The following is a 22,223-nucleotide window of genomic DNA, read 5'->3' as shown; positions in this document are numbered from 1 at the left end:
GAATCTAGCTCCAGCGGTTAGAATGTTCGGTGGCTTCGCTTTTTCCTGCGAGGCACAAATCGCCTCTACGTCAAAAGCTCCATCCCCCTCTCATTCTGAACGAACCGCCTACGCTTTTTAATACTATTCTAACGCCGCTACTCCACCAACGATTTCCGTAATTTCTTGCGTAATCGCTGCTTGACGCGCACGGTTGAATGAAAGTGTAAGTGAATCGATAACTTCCATTGCGTTGTCTGTAGCACTCTTCATTGCTGTCATACGCGCCGCATGCTCACTTGCTTTACCGTCTAGTAATGCACCGTACACTAAGCTTTCTGCGTATTGTGGCAATAATACTTTTAAAATTTCTTCTTCAGAAGGTTCGAATTCATAAGCTGTCGTCGGTTTATCAGACGCCACATCCGTAAGCGGTAAAATTTTATTTTCCGTTACTTCTTGTGAAATTTTACTTACATAATGATTGTAGTAAATATACAGCTCGTCATAAGCACCATCTGCGAACATCGCAATTGCTCGAGAAGCAATATCTTTAATATCAGTAAATGATGGGTGGTCAGATAATCCAACTACTTCATCAATGATGTTAAAGCCGCGACGTTTTAAATAATCACGTCCTAGTCGTCCAAGCACAATAATTGAATATTGGTTTGAATCCATATTATGACGTTCACGAATTACGTTACTTACTGTACGTAATACGTTACTGTTATAACCACCTGCTAGTCCGCGATCAGATGTAATAACGATGTATCCTGTACGCTTTACAGGACGCGCATTTAGCATTGGATGATTAATCCCTTTACTTCCTTGCGCAATGCTCGCTACTACTTCTTGAATCTTTTCCATATACGGAACGAAAGATTTAGCATTTTGCTCTGCACGGTTTAACTTAGATGCAGATACCATCTCCATCGCTTTCGTAATTTGACTCGTTTTCTTTGTCGAGTTAATCTTCGCTTTTATATCGCGTAAAGATGCCACAGGTTTTCACCACCTTTTTTCCGGAAGTTGGCACGATTAGTAAGAATCCTCTTCCTAATCTACGTTGCAAGATATTCTTGCTCATGATTGAAGGAAAAGAATAGGTGCACCTACTCTTTTCCTTTACATAACCGTCAGCAATCTCAAAAGCTGAGATGCCTTTTATATGATCTAGCTAAGCCACAGTCGACTTCACTTTTAATTATTATTCAGAAGCTACGAATACTTTTTTAAATCCGTTAATTGCTGCTGCAAATTTGTCGTCATCCGCAAGTTTCTTAGTTGTGCGAATTTCGCTTAATAAGTCAGTTGCATTTGAATCTAACCAAGCATGGAATTCTTCTTCGAAACGAGTGATATCTACTACTGGGATATCATCTAGGAATCCACGTGTTAAAGCGTAAAGAATGATAACTTGTTTCTCTACACGTAACGGTTTGTGTAATCCTTGTTTTAATACCTCAACTGTACGAGCACCACGGTTTAGTTTCGCTTGTGTTGCTTTATCAAGGTCAGAACCGAACTGAGCGAACGCTTCTAACTCACGGTAAGATGCAAGGTCAAGACGAAGTGTACCTGATACTTTACTCATCGCTTTAATCTGAGCTGATCCACCTACACGAGATACAGAAGTACCCGCATCGATTGCTGGACGTACGCCAGAGAAGAATAGGTCAGATTGTAAGAAGATTTGTCCATCCGTAATAGAAATTACGTTTGTTGGGATGTAAGCTGATACGTCCCCTGCTTGTGTTTCGATGAAAGGTAGTGCAGTTAAAGAACCGCCGCCTCTTGCATCACTTAATTTTGCTGCACGCTCTAATAAGCGAGAATGTAAGTAGAATACATCCCCTGGATATGCTTCACGACCTGGAGGACGACGTAATAGTAATGAAAGCTCACGGTAAGCCGCTGCTTGTTTTGATAAGTCATCATATACTACTAAAACGTGTTTACCATTGTACATGAACTCTTCACCCATTGTTACACCAGCGTAAGGAGCTAGGTATAATAATGGAGCTGGTTGAGAAGCTGATGCAGTTACAACGATTGTGTAATCTAATGCACCGTGCTTACGTAGTGTTTCTACTACGTTACGTACAGTTGATTCTTTTTGTCCGATAGCTACATAGATACAAACCATATCTTCATCTTTTTGGTTAATGATTGTATCAAGTGCAACTGCTGTTTTACCTGTTTGACGGTCACCGATGATTAACTCACGTTGACCACGGCCAATTGGTACAAGAGCATCGATCGCTTTAATACCTGTTTGAAGTGGCTCATGAACAGATTTACGATCCATTACACCTGGTGCTGGACTTTCGATTGGACGAGTGTTTGTTGTATTGATTGGGCCTAAACCATCAACTGGTTGACCTAATGGGTTTACAACACGACCGATTAGTTCTTTTCCTACTGGTACTTGCATGATGCGACCAGTACGACGAACTTCGTCACCTTCACGGATTTCTGTGTAAGGTCCTAAGATAATGATACCTACGTTGTTTTCCTCTAAGTTTTGTGCTAGTCCCATAACGCCGTTAGAGAACTCTACAAGTTCACCAGCCATAACGTTATCAAGACCATGAGCACGCGCAATACCGTCACCAACTTGGATAACTGTACCAACATCACTAACTTCGATTTCAGACTGATAGTTCTCGATTTGTTGCTTTATCAGTGCGCTAATTTCTTCAGCTCTGATGCTCATGTGCTTCACCCCTATCTATTCTTCATTAATTCACGCTGAATACGTGCTAATTTTCCTTGTAAGCTTCCGTCGTAAATGCGATTTCCAATACGTACTTTAATGCCGCCTAGTAAATCTTCATCTACAACATTTTTCACGCGAATTGCATCTTTTCCTGTTTTTTTTGCAAATGCTTCTGCAATGTTAAGTTTTTCGTCTTCTGATAGAAGACGAATAGAATATACAGTTGCATCCGCTACGTTACGTTCTTCATTAGCAAGAACAACATATTCATCTGCAATTTCAGGTAGAATATCAATACGCTTGTTATCAATTAAAATATATAACGTATTTAAAATAGATTCAGAAACAGATGCGAATACGTTTGCAAGAAACGTTTTCTTCTGCTCTTTTGAAATGTTCGGTTGCGTTAAAAAGCTATGTAGTTCTCCGTTCTTTACATAAACGTTTTGTACAAGGCGTAATTCCTCTTCAAACATTTCTAATACGTGTTTTTCTTTTGCAATTTTGAAAAGAGCGACAGCATAACGTTTTGCTACAATCCCATTGCTCATCGCGCTTCTCCTACTTCTTTAATATAATCGCGAATTAACTTCACTTGATCTTCTTCTTTTAACTCTTTTTCAATTACTTTAGAAGCAATTTGAACAGATAAAGAAGCGACTTGTTCTTGTAAAGCAGCAATCGCTTGCTCTTTTTCGCGTTGAATTTCTTGTACAGCAGATGTTTTAATTGATTCTGCTTCTTCTTTCGCAGCAGCAACAATAACATCTTTTTGATCTACAGCTTGTTTTTTCGCTCTTTCGATTAACTCTTGTGCTTCAACACGCGATTGTTTTAACATTTCACGTTGTTCTTCTACTAACTTCTTCGCTTCAGTGTTACTTCTTTCTGCAGCGTCGATTTCATTAGTAACATGCTCTTCACGTTCTTTCATAATTCCCATTAAAGGACCCCACGCAAATTTGCGTAGCATTACTAATAGAAGTAAGAAAATGAACAATGTATAAGCAATCGTTCCAAATGGAATGGAAGCCCCTAATAATAAAGTTGGCACAAGGATTCACTCCCTTCAAAATATCTAAATTGATCATATGAAAAAAAAAGACATACGTTTAGTTCATAAAGCAATGGCGAAGAAAGTTCAAAAAACACTCTTCGCCATCTATGTAAGGGGAGTCTCCCTTATTTGTTCATTACGATGAAAGCAATAACTACACCGATAATTGGAAGTGCCTCAACTAATGCAACCCCGATGAACATAATTGTTTGAAGTGCGCCTTTTAATTCTGGTTGACGAGCAACACCTTCGATTGTACGTGATACGATAAGACCGTTACCAATACCTGCACCTAATGCTGATAAACCAATTGCAATTGCAGCTGCGATTACACCTAAACTCATTTAATTTGTCCTCCTTTGTATTATAAAAAAATAAATTTTTTCTTACTTAAATTATATTAATGGTCATGGCTTACTTTATGAGCCATATAAACCATCGTTAACATTACGAAAATAAATGACTGGATTGAACCAACGAATACGCTGAATCCCATCCATGCTAACATCGGTACAAGTGCACCTAATGCTCCTAAGAATGATGCCCCACCTAACTTAGCAAGTAATCCTAATAAGATTTCACCCGCGTAAATGTTACCAAATAAACGAAGACCTAACGTTAATGTGTTAGCAAACTCCTCAATAACCTTTAATGGGAATAAGAATTTCATAGGTTGGAAATAACCTTTAGCATATTCTTTCGTACCCTTCATCTTAATTCCATAGTAATGGGTGAGGGTAACTACCATCACGGCTAATGTTAATGCAACTGCTGGATCAGACGTTGGTGATCTCCACCATGCAATATGTTCGCCAGCCTCAACTGTTGAATACATGAATGGTAAACCAAGGAAGTTCGATACGATGATAAACATGATAAGCGTAACGCCAAGCGTTAAGAATCGTCCACCTGTTTTCCAGTCCATCGTACTATTGATAATCCCTTTCACGAAGTCAAACACCCATTCCATGAAGTTTTGCATTCCGGTTGGGCGAAGCGCTAAGCTGCGAGTTCCGATAACAGCGATTAAGAAAACAATAACTGCTGCTACAGTAACCATCATAACTGATGACAAATCGAACGTTAAACCTAGAAATTCAACTAATTTACCGTGTTCCACTAGTAATTCACCTCTCTTCCCTGCTCGTATACTCTAAATAAAGAAAATCTATGATCATGACAAGGTATCCTGTCAGCAATCCTACACCTAAGCCCCACATCGCAATTAACTCTTGATATTTGGCTGCAAATAAAATTAATAACCCAATCGTGGCGAATCTTGAATATGTACTTACCGCTGTCGCCTTAAACTTCACGTTTTCTCCATTTGTTACGCGATCTAATAGCTTGTCTGTTCTACGTGCAATGATGCGCAAACTAAGAAAACTGAAAATCGTTCCGATAATCAGCCCAAGAAATACATCCTTGTAAGAGGTAATTCCCCATCCTAGCACTAGAAGCGCAAGCAAGTAGTACATATATTTCTTTTGTCGTTGGACAAGTCCATGTACGTCTATCATCATTGCTCTCCCGAATAGTAATGTTGAATGAGTCGAATCATTGCGTATACCCCTGTTCCTAACCCGAGTAATAACCCTATAATAAGAAACAACGGAAACGTTCCAACCTTATTATCAATCCATTGCCCACCAAAGATTCCAATAAGAATAGAACCAACTAACTGAGCAAGTATTCCTGACATTAAAGCATACGCTTTTATATGGCTGCGATCGTTTTTTTGCAAGGATTCATCCCTCCAATATGTAACCCTCATTCACGATGTGTTAATAATAACTCATTTTTCTGCATAAATTCTATACAAAATAAAAAGTTTACATTTTCGTCACGGAATAGATGCATTTTTGTCACTGAAAGCCCTACCATCTATCCCCGTTGTTAGCATACAATAGGGTATTAACAGTGTCAACGAGAAATCGTAAAAAATCAAAAAATTTGAGTATTAGGCATTTCCTCCCAAAAATGAAAACGTTCCCCTTCTAAATACTGGTTAGAGATATGCAATTTCTAACAGTTTTCTCTTTATAATAGAAGAAAATGTTCACAAGTTTGTCACTATTATATTTTTAAGATATAGCGCTTTCCTTCCATAATATAGTGTCCCCGAGACGTAAGACTTCTATATTATATGTGATGTGTATATAACTTATGTTGTATATACCCTGTATATTTATCTCCCCCTCCCCCGTGCGCTGAGGGCGAAAAAAAAACGAGCGGGGAATCCCCCCTCTCGTCTGTTGTCTTACTTCGTTCCGAATAAACGGTCACCAGCATCACCAAGACCTGGAACTACATAACCATGGTCATTTAACTTCTCATCTAATGCCGCTACATAAATATCAACATCAGGATGCTCTTCCTGCACTACTTTTACTCCTTCTGGAGCAGCTACGATACACATTAATTTAATTTGCTTTGCACCGCGCTTTTTCAGAGAATTAATTGCTTCAGCCGCAGAACCACCTGTTGCTAGCATCGGATCTAGTACGATAAAGTCACGCTCTTCTACATCCGTTGGAAGTTTCACATAGTATTCTACCGGTTGCAATGTTTTAGGGTCACGGTATAGACCAACGTGTCCTACTTTTGCTGCTGGAATTAATTTCAGAATTCCATCAACCATTCCTAAACCTGCACGTAAAATCGGAATTAAACCAAGTTTTTTACCAGCGATCACTTTTGTTGTCGCTTTGCTTACAGGTGTTTCAATTTCAATGTCTTGAAGTGGAAGGTCGCGAGTAATTTCGAAAGCCATTAAGCTTGCTACTTCGTCCACTAATTCACGAAAATCTTTCGTACCTGTATTCTTATCGCGAATATATGTAATCTTATGTTGAATTAACGGGTGATCAAATACATACAGTTTTCCCATGTGAATCTCTCCTTTAGATGATATTCATGCGTTTACACGCTTTTTTACACTATTTACGATTGTAAAGAAAACGCTACTAATATTCAAGGGCAAATTTGGTAAAATCGTGAATTAGAATGAATCTATCTAGTATCTTTACCAATTATGGGAGCTGTATCCTTCATTATATCGCCAAAATTTATTCATCATTTGTATACATACTTTAAAAATAATATATGTCCACAAAAAAGACTGCCAAAACAATTACGTTTCAGCAGTCTTTTTCAATCTATTATAGACTTGTATACATTGGGAATTTGCTCGTTAACGCTTCTACACGCTTACTTGCTTCTTCTAATGCAACTTCATTCTCATGATTTTTTAATGTATAAGCAATAAGTGCCGCAATTTCATCCATTTCTTCTAAACCGAAACCACGAGATGTTACAGCTGCTGTACCGATACGTACGCCGCTTGTTACAAATGGGCTTGCTGTTTCAAATGGAATTGTATTTTTGTTCACTGTAATACCAACTTCATCTAATACGTGCTCTGCTACTTTACCTGTAATTTCTAAGTTACGAACATCAATTAAGATTAAATGATTGTCTGTTCCGCCAGAAACAAGTGTAAGTCCTTCCTTTTGAAGGCCTTCAGCTAAACGATTCGCATTATTAATGATATTTTGTGCATATGTTTTAAAATCATCTTGTAGTGTCTCACCAAATGCAACAGCTTTTGCAGCAATTACGTGCATAAGTGGACCACCTTGAATACCAGGGAAGATTGATTTATCAATTTGTTTTGCAAATTGCTCTTCACATAAAATCATACCACCACGTGGACCACGTAATGTTTTATGTGTTGTCGTTGTAACGAAATGTGCATGTGGTACTGGGTTTGGATGTAAACCAGCAGCTACTAGACCAGCGATATGTGCCATATCAACCATAAAGTATGCGCCCACTTCATCTGCAATCTCACGGAATCGTTTGAAATCGATAACACGAGGATATGCACTTGCACCTGCAACGATTAATTTTGGTTTATGTTCTTTCGCTTTTGCTAATACATCATCGTAATTAATACGGTGAGATTCAGCATCCACGCCATACTCTACGAAATTATATTGTACTCCACTGAAGTTAACAGGGCTTCCGTGTGTTAAGTGACCACCATGAGATAAATTCATACCAAGTACTGTATCGCCTTGCTCTAAAATCGTAAAGTATACTGCCATGTTCGCTTGTGCACCAGAATGTGGTTGAACATTTACATGCTCTGCGCCAAAAATTTCTTTCGCGCGATCACGTGCGATATCTTCTACTACGTCTACGTGTTCACAACCACCATAGTAACGTTTTCCAGGATATCCTTCAGCATACTTATTCGTTAGAACAGAACCTTGCGCCTCCATTACTGCTTCACTTACGAAGTTTTCCGAAGCAATTAACTCGATCTTTGAACGCTGTCTTCCTAGTTCTGCCTCAATTGCAGCAAATACCTTTTCATCTTGACGTTTTAAATGATTCACCAAAATCCCCCTTTTCTGAACGAATTACATCAATTCCCAATAGTTTTTTCTCATTTATTCAGAAAAAACGAAAATTCAGGTTGTAATTCTTTCGAACCTTCATGTTTTCAACTACATTCTAACATGACTTTCTATATCATAAAAGAAAAAAAAAGACCAAAATTGGTCTTTTCTTTCTTCTATTATAAAGTCAGACTACATACCTTTTACCTTTCGATATAAAGCTGTTATAAGACTTTATAATTTTTCATGTTTAACGGCAAGGAATAGCTTCTTCATTTGCCGCATAAACGGCACGTGCTCCACCTATTAGTTTCCCACGTGTTTTCGCCATCGTTACATGCGCACTTCCTATTTCCTTCACACTTGTACGAACCGGTACAGCTACATGCTTTAAATGCATACCGATAAATGTATCGCCGATATCCATTCCTGCATCTGCTTTAATAAACTCAATTACTACCGGATCTTTAAAATTGTGATACGCATACGTCGCTAATGCACCACCTGCTGATCTAACAGGCGTAACTGTTACAATTTCAAATTGATATTTCATCGCTACATCTCTCTCAACTACTAAAGCACGATTTAAATGCTCACAACATTGAAACGCCAATTCAATACCTGTTCTCTCTTGAAATTGTTTTAATTCAGAAAAAATCGCCTCTGCCACTTCCATCGTTCCTGATGTTCCAATTCTTTCACCTAGCACTTCGCTCGTGCTACACCCCACTACAAAAATTTGGCCTCTTTGCAGCGTGGCTTGTTCTTGGAAATCAGAAAGCGACATTTGTAGCTGTTCTCTTACCTTTACGATTTCTGTCATTACGCCTCTTCCTTTCACAGGTTGGTTCACCAAATTATATTTCATACTACTTATAGTTAGAATCTATTACTTTGTTTCGTACGTTTTAATTTTTCCTACGCGGTTTTCGTGACGGCCACCTTCATAGTCAGTTGTTAGCCAAATTTTCGCGATATCACGCGCTAGACCAGCTCCAATTACACGCTCGCCCATTGCTAACATGTTAGTGTCATTATGCTCTCTCGTCGCTTTCGCACTGAAAGTATCATGAACTAATGCACAACGAATACCATTTACTTTGTTTGCTGCGATTGACATGCCAATGCCTGTCCCGCAAACTAAAATACCACGATCCACTTCACCATTCGCGACCATTTCTGCTGCTGGAAACGCAAAATCAGGGTAATCAACAGAACCAGCTTCACATTCACAACCTAAATCAATATATTCAATATTTAACTCTTCTAATAAATTTACAAGTTCTTTACGGATATTCATACCGCCGTGATCAGATGCTACTACTACTTTCATTTTTACCCCTCCGAAGTCTCAATCAATTATCTTCATTTCACACTCGCTACCTTAATGGAACAAAGTGATCTCCAATATCGTATTATACACGAAACATCAACCTTCTGAATGTTTTTTCAGTAAAGTTTGTACAAGTTTTTCCATCTCTTCTAACGTTTCTTTATAAATAGAAAGCGATCCGCCAAATGGGTCTGAAATATCCTTACTTACACCCTCAGTTAATCCATATAATGTATCCAATTTCTTTTCAACACTCGGATAATGCCCAAGTACAATTTGCTTATGGTTTTCCGTCATTGTTACTACAATATCCGCCCAATCAACCAAAGTATCGTTTACCTGCTGCGCGGCATGATCGATTACAATTCCTTTTTCAGCTAAAGCTTCCTTTGCATGTACCGACGCATCGCTTCCAGGATAGGCGAAAACACCAGCAGATTGCACTTCAAATTTACCTTCTCCATAATGGCGAAGCAAAGCCTCAGCCATCGGACTACGGCATGTATTTCCAGTGCAAACAAATAACACCCGTTTCATCTAAACCCACCCCTTTTTTTCTGTTTCCTACCATTTATCATAGCGTACATTAGAATAGAACAAAAGGAATGTGAATATACGAAAGGCGCATTTCTCTTATATTTTTTCTAAGAAAAATGCGCCTTATCCACATATATGTGAAACCCTATTTCCAAGTGCCCAAAGTATTTCACCATACATAATGAACACACTACGAAACAAAAGAAGGAATCCATTTCATATGAAACGGATTCCTTCTATCAAATAATTATTTCATTGTAACTTTCATTACTTCTGTTGAACCTTTTGTAGCTGTTACACCTACAGTTGTCTTAATAGACTCAGCTGCATCTGTGTTTGTAATAACGATTGGAGTAATTGTGCTTTTCGCTTTTTCACGAATTAATTCTAAGTCGAATGAGATTAATTTATCTCCAGCTTTTACAGCTTGTCCTTCAGAAACGTGAGCTTCGAAACCTTCACCTTCCATTTTTACAGTTTCTAATCCAACGTGGATTAAAATTTCTGTACCGTTTTTCGCTTTAATTCCAATAGCATGTTTCGTGTGGAATAATTGTACGATTTCACCATCAACTGGAGATACAACTACACCTTCAGTAGGATCGATCGCAACACCGTCACCCATCATACGACCAGCGAATACTGGATCTGGTACTTCTTCAATATTTTTCACTGCTCCAGTTAATGGAGCTACGATTGTTTCTTCATTTGTTTTTGAACCAAAACCGAATAATTTTTTAAACATAGGATAGTCCTCCTTATAATTTACCTAAAAGTTTATAGGGCAATCTCTATTCAAGATCGAAATACACGTAAGACTTCATACTTCGAATGTTATACTGTAAAAACTCTTTCGAAATAAATCATGTCATTACTACTAGACTCTTATTGTAGCGCTTCACAAAATTCCAGTCAATTCTGATTGTCTGAACAACAATGAGAAGTTAACTTCTACTTATATTTTCTCTTTTTTTCACTTACTTGTCTAGAGGTCTTTACTACATTTTATTTTTTGTTGTTAATTTGTAAAATTACTTTCAAATTTTTGTCGAAATCCACTTGACTAAAGTAAGTAACTATTTTATTATTACTTACATAAGATAAGTTAATAACTTTTAGGAGGTTTTTTAAAATGATGGATATCGGTCTTCTTATTATTCGTCTTATTATAGGAATTACATTCATGGGTCATGGTGCTCAAAAATTATTTGGTTGGTTCGGCGGTTACGGCTTAAAGGGAACTGGCGGCTGGATGGAGTCAATCGGCTTACGTCCTGGTGTATTTATGGCATTTATGGCTGGCGCAACTGAACTATTAGGTGGTTTCTTATTCGCAGCAGGTATTTTCACTGTAGTTGGTTCATTATTTATCTTAGGAACAATGTTAGTAGCAATTTTCACAGTTCACGGAAAAAATGGTTACTGGGTAACACAAAACGGATTCGAATATAATTTAATGTTAATCGCTGTCGCTATCGGTGTAGCTTTAATCGGTCCTGGCGCTTACGTTTTACTTTAATGTTTATCTCTATTTCAAGATATTTACAAAAAAAGAGATTACTTCAGTACAATCGAGGTAATCTCTTTTTTTTACATCATCAAAAAAATATTATTTTCAGCAGGAGATTCCCATTGATATCTTGTAAAGGAACAATAAGTATTCATATTTAGAAAGGGGATTACAACATGTTATCCATTAATCCAAACGAACAAACCGAAAAAGATAATTACAAATTACTAACTGGAAGTATCATTCCACGTCCTGTTGCATTCGTTACTTCTGTAACTAAAGATGGCGTATTGAACGGTGCGCCATATAGTTATTTCAATATCGTCGCTGCCAATCCACCACTTATCTCAGTTTCAGTACAACGCAAAGAAGGAAAACCGAAAGACACTTCCAGAAACGCAATAGAAAAAGGGGAATTTGTCGTACATATTTCTGATGAATCTTACGTAGAAGCGATCAACGAAACAGCAGCGAACCTACCTCCTAATGAAAGTGAAATCGAATTAGCAAAACTAACACCGATTGACAGTGATGTCATTTCAGTACCAGGGGTTAAAGAAGCAAACATTCGAATGGAGTGCATATTAGAACGCGCTATACCGCTCGGCGGAACCGACGACTCGCCAGCTTGTGACCTACTAATCGGCCGCGTCGTTCGCTTCCACGTCGCTGAACACTTATACGAAAACGGCCGAATTCACGCCGAAGAACTAAAACCAATAAGCCGCCTAGCAGGACACAACTACGCAAAACTAGGAGAACAATTTGAATTAGTGAGGCCCATTTAAAGGCGGAAGCGGCTCGTTCAGAATCGCAGGGCATTGGAACTCTCGACCTTGAAGCGCTTTTTGCTTCGAGCGAGAGAGTGAAATGACCGGAGATTCTAGCCGCTGGAGCTGGATACAACTAAAGGCGGAAGCAGCTCGCTCAGAATGAGAGGGGGATGGAGCTCCTGACGTAGAGGCGCCTTTTGCCTCGCAGGAAGGGGCCCGCTTAGCTCTGACCAGCTAAGGTTCTCTCGCACAAAAGGTGCTTTATACCTGCGGGAGGTTCTTAGACGCGAAGAGCTGGCCACTGGAGCTGGATGCCACCGAAAAGCTCCAGCTTCATCACTCAAACATACCCCCCCCCGCTGAAAGCGGGGGATTTTTTATCGTAATTCTTCGTTCTTCTCCTCTAATGCCGGGAATTTCTCTTTTTTAGATCTACCAAGCTTTATTACAAAGAAATATAAGGAAAGTAACGTAATAAGGAAAACAATTAAAAACGGGTACGGAGAATAAAAAGTACGCGCCGCCTCCGATTTTCCTGCAACAAACTTCAATGACTCAATATCTAAAAACTCAGCAAACATTTGTACACCGAGCATACTGAACCAAAAAACAAAAAAACTAATAATAATACCAAAAACTTGCTTCAATCTCGTCATCCATCTCATCCTTTCTATATTTGTAATTTTTTAGTGTGATCAATATAGTACAAACGAAACTATGCACAGAAAGGAACGATCTCACCATTCACGAATTAACTTAATCCAACCTAACATCGAAATTTGCAAAATAATACCCCAGATTATTAGCCTTCTTAGCCATCTAGGAAAGAAGGTTAAAAACTTAACATACCATTCCAATAACTTGTTCATAATTCCCTCCTATATAAAATTATATAGGAAAAAGGAGATATAATCCAAATCCAACCAGAATGATACCACCTACTATTTCACCATATGTACCAAGCATATTTTTGGCATGCCTACCGAGCAATAAACCCATCCACGCCAGTAACATACTTATTAGTCCGAACAATAATATCGTAATAATTGTCTCTGCTCCGTAAATTCCAAGACTAAGACCTACTGAAAAACTATCTATACTGACACCAAATGCAAATACAAATAAACTAATTCCAATTGGAGCAGTTCTAGTCTCTTCACTTTCTAAAATAGACGAATATACAATATAGAACCCTAGCCCAATTAATAAAATAGCTCCTGCAAAATTCGCGACATCCCCATACTTCTCTGATAGAAAACGTCCTAGTACCATTCCGATAAATGGCATAATAATATGAAATATCCCAATTGTCATACCTATATAAAGGATTTGTCTTAACTTTAATGTTACCATCCCCATACCGAGGCTCACTGAAAATGCATCCATCCCCAGGGCAAATGCCATAATTATTAAAGGTATTAATTGTTCAAGTGTCATTCATATCCCCCCTCGGACGTGCTACTTCACAATATGCTTATCCGAGGAAAAATATTCTGTTTGCTAAAGGTACATTATCATTCAGTGATAATATGATGTCCCGCAGCTTTTGTTAAACGATTCATAATTGCATTTCCTATGCCTTCATTCGGGAATGATTCACTAAAAATAACATCTACTTCACTTGCATCAAACGTTCTAAGCACATCATATAACTTAGTCGCAACGCTGGCTAAATCGCTTCGCACACCACAAGACAATACAACATCTGCACTATACACATGTTGATACTCTTCGGTCGTTAATACACCTACTTTAAATCCTTCTTTCTTTTTCTCATCCACAATACGTTGAATAAACTCACGGGATCCTTCAACAATACTAAGTGGCGCTTTCGGTGCATAATGTGTATATTTCATTCCAGGCGCTTTCGGTTTTTCTTTCTCATCCTTTAAAGCTGGATCTAAAGAAACATTTCCTATTACTGCTTCCAATTGTTCCTGCGTAATCCCACCAGGACGTAAAATCGTCGGAACTTCGCTCGTACAATCAATTACAGTTGATTCAACACCTACTCCTGTCGCCCCGCCATCAACAATACCAGCAATTTTCCCATTTAAATCTTCATACACATGAGAAGCTAACGTTGGACTTGGGCGTCCTGAACGATTCGCACTCGGTGCCGCAACAGGCACGTTTGCCTCTTCAATAAGGGCGAGCGCTACTGGATGATCCGGCATCCTCACTCCGACTGTATTAAGTCCTGCCGTAACCCTCTCTGAAATCCCTTTTTTTCTCGGTAAAATGATTGTTAATGGTCCTGGCCAAAAATGCTCCATTAACTTTTCTGCAACCGGCGGAATTTCTTTTACGATACCATCTAACTGAGATTTTGTTCCTATGTGGACAATCAGTGGATTATCGCTCGGTCTCCCTTTCGCTTCAAAAATTTTCGCTATCGCTTCATCATCCATTGCGTTTGCTCCTAACCCATAAACCGTTTCCGTTGGGAAGGCCACCGCTTCATTTTCTCTTAATAATCTCGCTGCTTCTTTTAATTGTGGATAATATTTTTTTCTTTCCACAACATTATCCACAACCCACATATTTGTATGCATTTTTTCCCACGTCCTTTTCTACCATGAAATACTTGTCTATTTTTAGTTTACTATGAGATTTATCCAAAAGACAAACAAGGTTTATCCACAAAATGTGGATAAACCTTGTTAATCCGTGGATAACTTTGTGAATAGCTGACAATTTAGTATTATTGCATTTAGCTCTTTTATATTTTTACAAAAGTGTTCTAACTGTCGAATTTCCTCTGGCACTTCCTCTTTCTCTATAATGACAAAGTTAAAAAACTGAAAGATGGTCACAGATTGTGGATGATTTGTGAGTAAGTACAATTGTCGAATATCTTTTTCTTTCATATACTGCAAAAACATCTCGAAAAAATATAAGAAAGTCTGTTTATCCACATTAGGTGTGAATAAACAAGAACGGATAAGTGCATTTTCTCCACTTTGTTCATATCCAATTACCGCTCGTATTTCTCCCGCCTCTTCCAAGATCATAAATTGTGCGTACAACTCATTTATTTTATCATCTTTTTTATTAGCTTGTCCGAAAAAAGAATGTAATCTTTCTACATCTGCTTTCGTAGCAAAATACACGTTCTTCATAGTAAATCCCTCCTCATTGATATATATGAGGAAGGATTTATTAATAGCACTATTTAGAGAATAAAGATGTAAAAGCTTCGACGATAAATAATTTAACCTCTGGTTTCTCTTCCTCTTCTACTGTTACATACTCATTTTGCTTTTCTTGTTTTTGCTCCACAGGTTTCTCCACTTTTTCCACAGTTTTTGTTTCTACTTTTTTTACAGGCTGTTCTTCTACTTGTGTTTCGTGTTTTACTACTTTCTTTTCAGAATCTGTTACTTTTTTTGCGACTTCCTGCTTTACAACCTTCGTTTCTTTCACTTTACCCTCTTTCTTCTCTGGTACATCCACTACTTCCTCATCTTGCTCCTTAACTTCCCCCTCCTCAGGAGATTCAGCCTTCACAACATATTCTTCTTTTCTTACAGCTGTACCACTTGAAAAATCTAAGAAACACATCGGTGGAAATAATACACACCACCAGTTTGCACCTTCACCTTTTCCAATTGTAATAAGTACCGCTTCATATTCTCCTGCCGGATAAATAAAATTCCCATATACCTTTGTAGGAAACTTCACATTCTTACCGAATTTCACTTGAAACGCCTCTTTACTTCCTTCTCTTTTCAGCGTATTCGCCACTGTCTTTTCAATTTCAGGAATATGATTTTGAATTACTTTTCGAGCTTCTTCAAATGACGTTAAATCCGCTACCCATCCATCAATTTGCGCTTTCACTTCATCACGTACTTTACGTTTTAATGCCTGATCTTTATCGGAATCACTATTAGCTAAAATACGTAATCGAACGGCCTCTTTCGGAATAACAGTAGGCCCTTTTGCATCAGCTTTCATATATCCAAACTGCACAAGTAACTGTGCACCAATTAATAATAAAAGAAAGTAAGCAATAACTTGTTTTTTCATTTCCTCCACCGTCCCCTCTAAAAACAGTGTGGACAGACTTTCATCTTTCTAAACTATTAAATTCAAAATCTATATGAATTTTTGTAACTAATCAGCCACTCTATGAAAAACCGACAGAAAAACATTTTTTTAAATAGACGAGAGGGACTGGCTATGCACAGGAGCGGTCAGGGCCTTTTCCTGCCACGCGCAAAGTTTTAAAACAAAGAAAGCTAGCAAAGTGTATGTCCATTTTTATCTTCGTGGCAGCAATCTATATGCTGAAAAATGAAAATAACTTTCTATAGGTAATAAGAGGCGTATTTTCTCTGGAATAATACCCCTTACCAAAATTCTAAATAAAATGTATGGCTGAGTAGTTACGAATTTTTCATACAAAAAATAGAGTAAGGCTTATGCCTTACTCCATCTCTGCAAATACCATGCGATCTTTTCCATTAATATCAAATACAACTTCAACTTGAGCGCGCGGGAAAGTTTGCTGTAATAATGCTTTCACATCTTCACCTTGCCCTACACCAATTTCAAACGCCACAATCGCCTTTTTCTGTAATACATTCGGCAATTCTTCCATAAAACGACGATAGAAATCTAGTCCATCTTCACCACCAACAAGCGCACGCTTCGGCTCATGCTCCTTCACAACAGTAGAAAGACCACGCCAATCTTCCTCTGGTATGTACGGAGGATTGGAAACAACAACATCTAACTTCTGACCTGTTTCATAAAACGGAGACAGTAAATCGCCGTGATAGAAAGTTACATCCGCCCCTAAAGTTTTTGCATTTTCTTTTGCAACTTCAATCGACTCCTGTGCGATATCTACTGTATACACATGAAGATTTTTATTTTCTAAAGCGAGCGTAATAGAAATCGCTCCACTACCTGTTCCAATATCCGCTATGTGAAGCTCCTCATTACCGAAATGGCGCTCAATTCTCTCTAGCACTCCAACTATAAGTTCCTCTGTTTCCGGTCTTGGTATCAATACCTCTTCATTTACAAAGAATGATCGGCCATAAAACATTTCATAACCGAGCATATATTGGATCGGAATACCTTCTACATGGTTGTGGATAAATTCTGCAAAACTTTTCTCTTGTTCCGCAGTTATTTCTTCACGCATATTCATGAGCATTCCGGTTCTGTTTGTCTTTAATACATGACAAAGGACAATTTCTCCCGCATTTTCATCTCGTCCATTTTCCTGTAAAAAAGAAGAAGCCCATTTCAGGGCTTCATAGACACGCATTACTCAGCTGCCTCCATCTTTTGCGCCTGATCTTCCATCACTAAGGCATTGATGAAATCATCTAACTTACCTTGTAGGATTTGATCTAGCTTTTGAATCGTTAAACCGATTCGATGGTCTGTAACACGGTTTTGCGGGAAGTTATACGTACGAATACGCTCTGAACGATCTCCCGTACCAACAGCTTGTTTACGGTTTTGATCATACTCAGCTTGCGCTTCTTGTCTAAATTTATCATAAACACGTGCGCGTAATACTTTCATCGCTTTTTCTTTATTCTTAATTTGTGATTTCTCATCCTGACAAGATACAACTACACCAGTCGGTAAATGTGTTAAACGTACCGCTGACATCGTTGTATTAACGCTTTGTCCACCAGGACCACTAGAAGCAAACGTATCAACACGAACATCTTTTTCATGAATATTAATTTCTACTTCTTCTGCCTCTGGTAGTACAGCTACAGTTGCTGTAGATGTATGAATACGTCCACCAGATTCCGTTTCTGGAACACGTTGTACACGGTGAGCACCATTCTCGAATTTCAGCTTCGCGAAAGCACCTTTACCATTAATCATAAAGATAATCTCTTTATATCCACCTAACTCTGTATAGCTCGCTTCGATAATTTCAGTTTTCCAACCTTGCACCTCAGCATAACGGCTATACATACGATATAAATCACCAGCAAATAAAGCTGCCTCGTCACCACCAGCAGCGCCACGAACCTCAACGATAACGTTTTTATCATCATTAGGGTCTTTTGGAACAAGTAAAATTTTCAGACGTTCTGATAATGTTTTCTCTTGTCCTTCTAATTCAGAAACCTCTTCTTTTACCATATCACGCATATCAGCGTCTAACTTATCTTCTAACATTGCTTTTGCATCTCGTAATTGCTCACGAACATCTTTATACTCACGGTACACCTCTACCGTGTCCTGAATATCAGATTGCTCTTTTGAATACTCACGAAGCTTATTTGTATCGCTAATAACCTCTGGGTCACTTAACAATTCATTCAACTTCTCATAACGATTTTCTACAGCTTGCAAACGATCTAACACACCATTCACCTCTACATCCTAGTATCTAATACAAATAGTATATGGTACTTAATCAAAAAAACGCAAATTATATTTAAAAGCGCAGGTGGCTTGTTCAGAATCGCAGGACATTGGAACTCTCGGCCTTGAAGCGCTTTTGCTTCGAGCGAGAGAGTGAAATGGCCGGAGATTCTTGCCACCAATCTTCATCTATTTTCGAAAAAAACCCGCTCTACATAGCGAGTTTCACTTATCTTTGTTTTGTAGGTACTGCATGACAATGACGACAACGTGGTTCATACGATTCTGAAGCCCCAACTAAAATAATTGGATCATCAAATGCCGCTGGTTCTCCATCGATTAAACGTTGCGTACGACTTGCAGGAGATCCACATTCAGAACAAACTGCCTGCAATTTAGTTACATGTTCAGCAATCGCCATCAGCTGAGGAACTTGTCCAAATGGTAGACCACGGAAATCTTGGTCTAATCCAGCTACAATGACACGATAGCCACGATTTGCCAATACTTGCACCACTTCCACAATGTCCCCATCAAAAAATTGTACCTCATCGATTGCAATAACATCCATTTCTTCTGTTACATGGTTAAATATATCTTTTGAAGCTGAAACAGGAACTGCTTTAACCTTTAATCCATTATGTGATACAACATCTTCTTCACTATAACGATTATCAATACATGGTTTAAATACAATTGCATGTTGTTTCGCAAATTGTGTACGGCGTATACGGCGGATGAGCTCTTCTGATTTTCCAGAAAACATACTCCCGCAAATCACTTCAATCCAACCATTTTGATTCATTAAGTACATTGAGCTCTCCTTTCATCTACTTTCCTAATCCAAAGTAGGGCAAAGGTTTAATATTTTCGCAAAAAAAACAGACAAGCGAATACATACACTTGCCTGTTTTATGTTCTTTATTACTTAATACCGTATTTCTTATTGAAGCGGTCAACACGTCCGTCTGCAGTAGCAAACTTCTGACGTCCAGTGTAGAATGGGTGAGAATCAGAACTGATCTCAATTTTTAGTAATGGATAAGTGTTACCATCTTCCCACTCAACAGTTTCGCTAGAGCCTTTTGTAGACCCGCTTAAGAATTTGAAGCCAGTGTTCGTGTCCATAAATACAACTTTATTGTAATTTGGATGGATTCCTGCTTTCATTCTTTTCATCTCCTTCCGCCCTGAATCATTTTCGAAACAGAGTTTTTCATCTTCAGCTGCTTACACAACTATATTGATGAAACACATATGATGAAATTATAACAAGGCTAACTCCATTTTGCAACTACCTGTTTTTGTCTTTTTAAAAATTAAAAGCGCAAGCGGCTCGTTCAGAATCCAGGTCACTTCAAGCTCTCGACCAAGAAGCGCTTTTTGCTTCGACCGAGAGAGCGAAATGGCCGGAGATTCTAGCCGCCGGAACTGGATATCAATTAAAAGCGCAAGCGGCTCGTTCAGAATCCAGATCACTTCAAGCTCTCGACCAAGAAGCGCTTTTTGCTTCGACCGAGAGAGCGAAATGGCCGGAGATTCTAGCCGCTGGAGCTGGATATACCTAAAAGCACAAGCGGCTCGTTCAGAATGAGAGGGGGATGGAGCTTCTGACGTAGAGGCGCTTTTTGCCTCGTAGGAAGACGCGAAGCCACCGACCATTCTCTAGCCGCTGGAGATGGAACTAGATACACCTTAAAGCGCAAGCGGCTCGCCCAGAATCGTAGGGCACTTCAAGCTCTCAATCCAAATATGATTTCCATCTCAAAAAACAAATTTTTTCCATATATTACTCTCTCTAATATTCCCTTAAAAACATAAAAAACTCGCTTACTACGAAATAAGCGAGTCCCCATCTTTTCCCTTTACTTAGTGGTTACATACCTTTTTGAGTCTGCAACAATGTTTTGTAAAAATTCTTCATTTGTCTTTGTTTGACGAAGTTTACGTAAGAAGCCTTCAACAAAGTCTGGTGTATCACGCATTGTTTTACGAATACCCCACAGCTTGTCTAAATGTTCTTTCGGAATTAATAGGTCTTCTTTACGCGTACCAGAGCGACGAATATCAATCGCTGGGAAGATACGGCGCTCAGCTAATGAGCGATCTAAGTGAAGTTCCATATTTCCAGTTCCTTTAAACTCCTCGTAAATTACATCATCCATACGAGACCCTGTATCAACAAGCGCTGTTGCTAAAATCGTTAGGCTACCGCCCTCTTCGATATTACGCGCAGCCCCAAAGAAACGCTTCGGTCTATGAAAAGCAGCAGGATCAATACCACCCGATAAGGTTCTACCACTTGGCGGAATAACAAGGTTGTAAGCACGCGCTAAACGGGTAATACTATCCATTAAAATAACAACGTCCCTTTTATGTTCTACAAGACGCATTGCACGCTCTAATACAAGCTCAGCTACTTTAATATGATTCTCTGGCACTTCATCAAAAGTAGAACTTACAACATCACCTTTAACAGAACGTTCAATATCTGTTACTTCCTCTGGACGCTCATCAATTAAAAGTACAATTAATTCTGCTTCCGGATGATTTGTTGTGACACTGTGTGCAATTTCTTTTAACAGACTTGTTTTACCAGCCTTTGGAGGCGCAACAATTAAACCACGTTGTCCAAATCCAACTGGTGCGATTAAATCCATGATGCGTGTCGGTAACTTTTTCGTTTCCGTCTCCAATTTCATTTGGCGATCTGGGTATAACGGTGTTAATGCAGGGAAATGTACACGCTCTTTTGCTGAGTCTGGATCATCTCCATTTACAGCTTCAACTTGTAGCAATCCAAAATAGCGCTCATTTTCTTTCGGAGGTCGTACTTTACCAGAAACCTTATCTCCATTACGTAAATCGAAACGACGAATTTGCGAAGCCGAGATATAAATATCTTCTGAGCTTGGAGAATAATTGATAGGACGTAAGAATCCAAATCCTTCTGATTGAATAATTTCTAATACGCCTTCCATGAAAAAGAAACCTTCTTTTTCTGCTCGAGCTTTTAAGATAGAGAAGATTAGCTCTTTTTTCGTTAACTTGCTGTAATACGAAATCTTAAATTCCTTCGCAAGCTCGTATAACTCTTTTAATTTCATGTTTTCTAATGCTGCAATTGACAAATTCATTCAGACACCACACTTTAACTTTATTCTCTTTTCACATGGGTAAAGGGAAAAATACGGAAGGCAAATAAATAATAATGAAAGGCAATAAGTTCAAGTAGGATAATATTCACTATTGTAACCCTTTTATCTAGTTTTAATCAATACGTTGAAACACAAATACAAGAAGCGAAGACAAGAAAATTTGTCTTCGCCTTTTCATATTTCTTTCTTTTTTCTACTCACCTGATTTTAAGGTAGAATAGATAAGGTATTTCTGCTTGTATTTAATCCAGTTCCGGCGGCTAGAATCTCCGGTCATTTCGCTCTCTCACTCGAAGCAAAGAGCGCTTCAAGGTCGAGAGCTTGAAGTGTCCTGCGATTCTAAACGAGCCGCTTACGCTTTTTATTTAATCCAGCTTCAGCAGCTAGAATGGTCGGT

The 22,223-nt window shown here is 38.6% G+C and carries 29 protein-coding genes; 2 read left to right on the top strand and 27 right to left on the bottom strand.

The features are described 5' to 3' along the window. Positions 1-123: 123 nt before the first annotated feature. The 15 genes from atpG to ABH957_RS10000 form a co-directional block, all read right to left on the bottom strand. Complete coding sequence (gene atpG, locus ABH957_RS10070) at positions 124-984, bottom strand: F0F1 ATP synthase subunit gamma (RefSeq protein ID WP_002016283.1); 861 nt, start codon at positions 982-984, stop codon at positions 124-126. A 205-nt stretch (positions 985-1,189) separates the two neighbouring features. Then, positions 1,190-2,698, bottom strand: coding sequence for a F0F1 ATP synthase subunit alpha (gene atpA / locus ABH957_RS10065; RefSeq protein ID WP_113936192.1), 1,509 nt, complete (start codon positions 2,696-2,698; stop codon positions 1,190-1,192). Positions 2,699-2,709: 11 nt separating this feature from the next. After that, on the bottom strand, positions 2,710-3,252 hold the full coding sequence (gene atpH / locus ABH957_RS10060; RefSeq protein WP_002113044.1) for a F0F1 ATP synthase subunit delta: 543 nt from the start codon (positions 3,250-3,252) through the stop codon (positions 2,710-2,712). Continuing rightward, a complete protein-coding gene (gene atpF / locus ABH957_RS10055) occupies positions 3,249-3,755 on the bottom strand; it encodes a F0F1 ATP synthase subunit B (RefSeq protein ID WP_002113045.1) in 507 nt (168 codons plus the stop codon). Before atpF ends, atpH begins: the two co-directional genes overlap by 4 nt. A 128-nt stretch (positions 3,756-3,883) precedes the next feature. Beyond that, entirely contained in the window at positions 3,884-4,102 is a 219-nt protein-coding gene (atpE, locus tag ABH957_RS10050; protein ID WP_000052064.1) for a F0F1 ATP synthase subunit C, read from the bottom strand. Between the two features lie 56 nt (positions 4,103-4,158). Then, a complete protein-coding gene (gene atpB / locus ABH957_RS10045; RefSeq protein WP_002089740.1) occupies positions 4,159-4,878 on the bottom strand; it encodes a F0F1 ATP synthase subunit A in 720 nt (239 codons plus the stop codon). A 7-nt stretch (positions 4,879-4,885) separates the two neighbouring features. Beyond that, the gene (locus ABH957_RS10040; protein ID WP_002016288.1) at positions 4,886-5,278 is read right to left on the bottom strand and encodes an ATP synthase subunit I; all 393 of its coding nucleotides are present in this window, start codon (positions 5,276-5,278) and stop codon (positions 4,886-4,888) included. Continuing rightward, positions 5,278-5,502 (bottom strand): AtpZ/AtpI family protein, encoded by a 225-nt coding sequence (locus ABH957_RS10035; protein WP_002089742.1) that lies wholly within the window; start codon positions 5,500-5,502, stop codon positions 5,278-5,280. Before ABH957_RS10035 ends, ABH957_RS10040 begins: the two co-directional genes overlap by 1 nt. 26 nt (positions 5,503-5,528) lie before the next feature. Then, positions 5,529-5,642 carry a DUF4024 domain-containing protein gene (locus tag ABH957_RS10030; protein ID WP_000232963.1) on the bottom strand — a complete coding sequence of 38 codons (114 nt, stop codon included), beginning with the start codon at positions 5,640-5,642 and terminating at the stop codon, positions 5,529-5,531. Between the two features lie 376 nt (positions 5,643-6,018). Continuing rightward, a complete protein-coding gene (gene upp, locus ABH957_RS10025) occupies positions 6,019-6,648 on the bottom strand; it encodes a uracil phosphoribosyltransferase (protein WP_002139017.1) in 630 nt (209 codons plus the stop codon). 271 nt (positions 6,649-6,919) lie between these two features. Beyond that, complete coding sequence (gene glyA, locus ABH957_RS10020) at positions 6,920-8,161, bottom strand: serine hydroxymethyltransferase (RefSeq protein ID WP_242310796.1); 1,242 nt, start codon at positions 8,159-8,161, stop codon at positions 6,920-6,922. Positions 8,162-8,414: 253 nt separating this feature from the next. Further along, entirely contained in the window at positions 8,415-8,987 is a 573-nt protein-coding gene (locus tag ABH957_RS10015) for a TIGR01440 family protein (RefSeq protein ID WP_002089746.1), read from the bottom strand. A 66-nt stretch (positions 8,988-9,053) separates the two neighbouring features. Continuing rightward, complete coding sequence (gene rpiB, locus ABH957_RS10010; RefSeq protein ID WP_002089748.1) at positions 9,054-9,497, bottom strand: ribose 5-phosphate isomerase B; 444 nt, start codon at positions 9,495-9,497, stop codon at positions 9,054-9,056. Positions 9,498-9,593: 96 nt separating this feature from the next. Further along, positions 9,594-10,034 carry a low molecular weight protein arginine phosphatase gene (locus ABH957_RS10005; protein WP_404454776.1) on the bottom strand — a complete coding sequence of 147 codons (441 nt, stop codon included), beginning with the start codon at positions 10,032-10,034 and terminating at the stop codon, positions 9,594-9,596. A 247-nt stretch (positions 10,035-10,281) separates the two neighbouring features. Next, positions 10,282-10,779 carry a PTS sugar transporter subunit IIA gene (locus ABH957_RS10000; protein ID WP_002016294.1) on the bottom strand — a complete coding sequence of 166 codons (498 nt, stop codon included), beginning with the start codon at positions 10,777-10,779 and terminating at the stop codon, positions 10,282-10,284. Between the two features lie 387 nt (positions 10,780-11,166). On the opposite strand from ABH957_RS10000, the gene ABH957_RS09995 reads away from it, so the two are divergent. Beyond that, positions 11,167-11,553: a DoxX family protein gene (locus tag ABH957_RS09995; protein WP_016093639.1), complete on the top strand. Its 387-nt coding sequence runs from the start codon at positions 11,167-11,169 to the stop codon at positions 11,551-11,553. Positions 11,554-11,720: 167 nt separating this feature from the next. Then, the gene (locus ABH957_RS09990; protein WP_404511096.1) at positions 11,721-12,332 is read left to right on the top strand and encodes a flavin reductase family protein; all 612 of its coding nucleotides are present in this window, start codon (positions 11,721-11,723) and stop codon (positions 12,330-12,332) included. 362 nt (positions 12,333-12,694) lie between these two features. On the opposite strand, the gene ABH957_RS09985 is transcribed toward ABH957_RS09990, so the two are convergent. The 12 genes from ABH957_RS09985 to rho form a co-directional block, all read right to left on the bottom strand. Continuing rightward, entirely contained in the window at positions 12,695-12,973 is a 279-nt protein-coding gene (locus ABH957_RS09985; protein WP_002034899.1) for a DUF3935 domain-containing protein, read from the bottom strand. 81 nt (positions 12,974-13,054) lie between these two features. Beyond that, positions 13,055-13,186: a hypothetical protein gene (locus ABH957_RS09980; protein WP_001037634.1), complete on the bottom strand. Its 132-nt coding sequence runs from the start codon at positions 13,184-13,186 to the stop codon at positions 13,055-13,057. A gap of 19 nt (positions 13,187-13,205) precedes the next feature. Then, positions 13,206-13,754, bottom strand: a complete 549-nt coding sequence (locus ABH957_RS09975; RefSeq protein WP_113936188.1) for a manganese efflux pump MntP — start codon at positions 13,752-13,754, stop codon at positions 13,206-13,208. A gap of 77 nt (positions 13,755-13,831) precedes the next feature. Next, on the bottom strand, positions 13,832-14,872 hold the full coding sequence (locus ABH957_RS09970) for an L-threonylcarbamoyladenylate synthase (RefSeq protein ID WP_404511094.1): 1,041 nt from the start codon (positions 14,870-14,872) through the stop codon (positions 13,832-13,834). Between the two features lie 108 nt (positions 14,873-14,980). After that, positions 14,981-15,439, bottom strand: coding sequence for a GNAT family N-acetyltransferase (locus ABH957_RS09965; protein ID WP_002016300.1), 459 nt, complete (start codon positions 15,437-15,439; stop codon positions 14,981-14,983). Positions 15,440-15,488: 49 nt separating this feature from the next. Beyond that, positions 15,489-16,349, bottom strand: a complete 861-nt coding sequence (spoIIR, locus tag ABH957_RS09960) for a stage II sporulation protein R (protein WP_404511093.1) — start codon at positions 16,347-16,349, stop codon at positions 15,489-15,491. A 400-nt stretch (positions 16,350-16,749) separates the two neighbouring features. After that, the gene (gene prmC, locus ABH957_RS09955; RefSeq protein WP_002143879.1) at positions 16,750-17,601 is read right to left on the bottom strand and encodes a peptide chain release factor N(5)-glutamine methyltransferase; all 852 of its coding nucleotides are present in this window, start codon (positions 17,599-17,601) and stop codon (positions 16,750-16,752) included. After that, positions 17,601-18,668: a peptide chain release factor 1 gene (prfA, locus tag ABH957_RS09950; protein WP_002139009.1), complete on the bottom strand. Its 1,068-nt coding sequence runs from the start codon at positions 18,666-18,668 to the stop codon at positions 17,601-17,603. Before prfA ends, prmC begins: the two co-directional genes overlap by 1 nt. Positions 18,669-18,897: 229 nt before the next feature. Then, complete coding sequence (locus ABH957_RS09945) at positions 18,898-19,482, bottom strand: thymidine kinase (RefSeq protein ID WP_002016305.1); 585 nt, start codon at positions 19,480-19,482, stop codon at positions 18,898-18,900. Between the two features lie 110 nt (positions 19,483-19,592). Next, complete coding sequence (locus ABH957_RS09940) at positions 19,593-19,838, bottom strand: type B 50S ribosomal protein L31 (protein WP_000643447.1); 246 nt, start codon at positions 19,836-19,838, stop codon at positions 19,593-19,595. A 96-nt stretch (positions 19,839-19,934) separates the two neighbouring features. After that, on the bottom strand, positions 19,935-20,330 hold the full coding sequence (locus ABH957_RS09935; RefSeq protein ID WP_404511091.1) for a hypothetical protein: 396 nt from the start codon (positions 20,328-20,330) through the stop codon (positions 19,935-19,937). Between the two features lie 203 nt (positions 20,331-20,533). After that, a complete protein-coding gene (gene rho, locus ABH957_RS09930; protein ID WP_002016308.1) occupies positions 20,534-21,805 on the bottom strand; it encodes a transcription termination factor Rho in 1,272 nt (423 codons plus the stop codon). Between the last annotated feature and the right edge of the window lie 418 nt (positions 21,806-22,223).

Origin of the sequence: Bacillus sp. RC242, from assembly GCF_044908245.1 — a bacterium.
GTDB lineage: Bacteria > Bacillota > Bacilli > Bacillales > Bacillaceae_G > Bacillus_A > Bacillus_A mycoides.
Note: the sequence above shows the minus strand (reverse complement) of the source record. Positions and strands in the feature narration are given on the sequence as shown.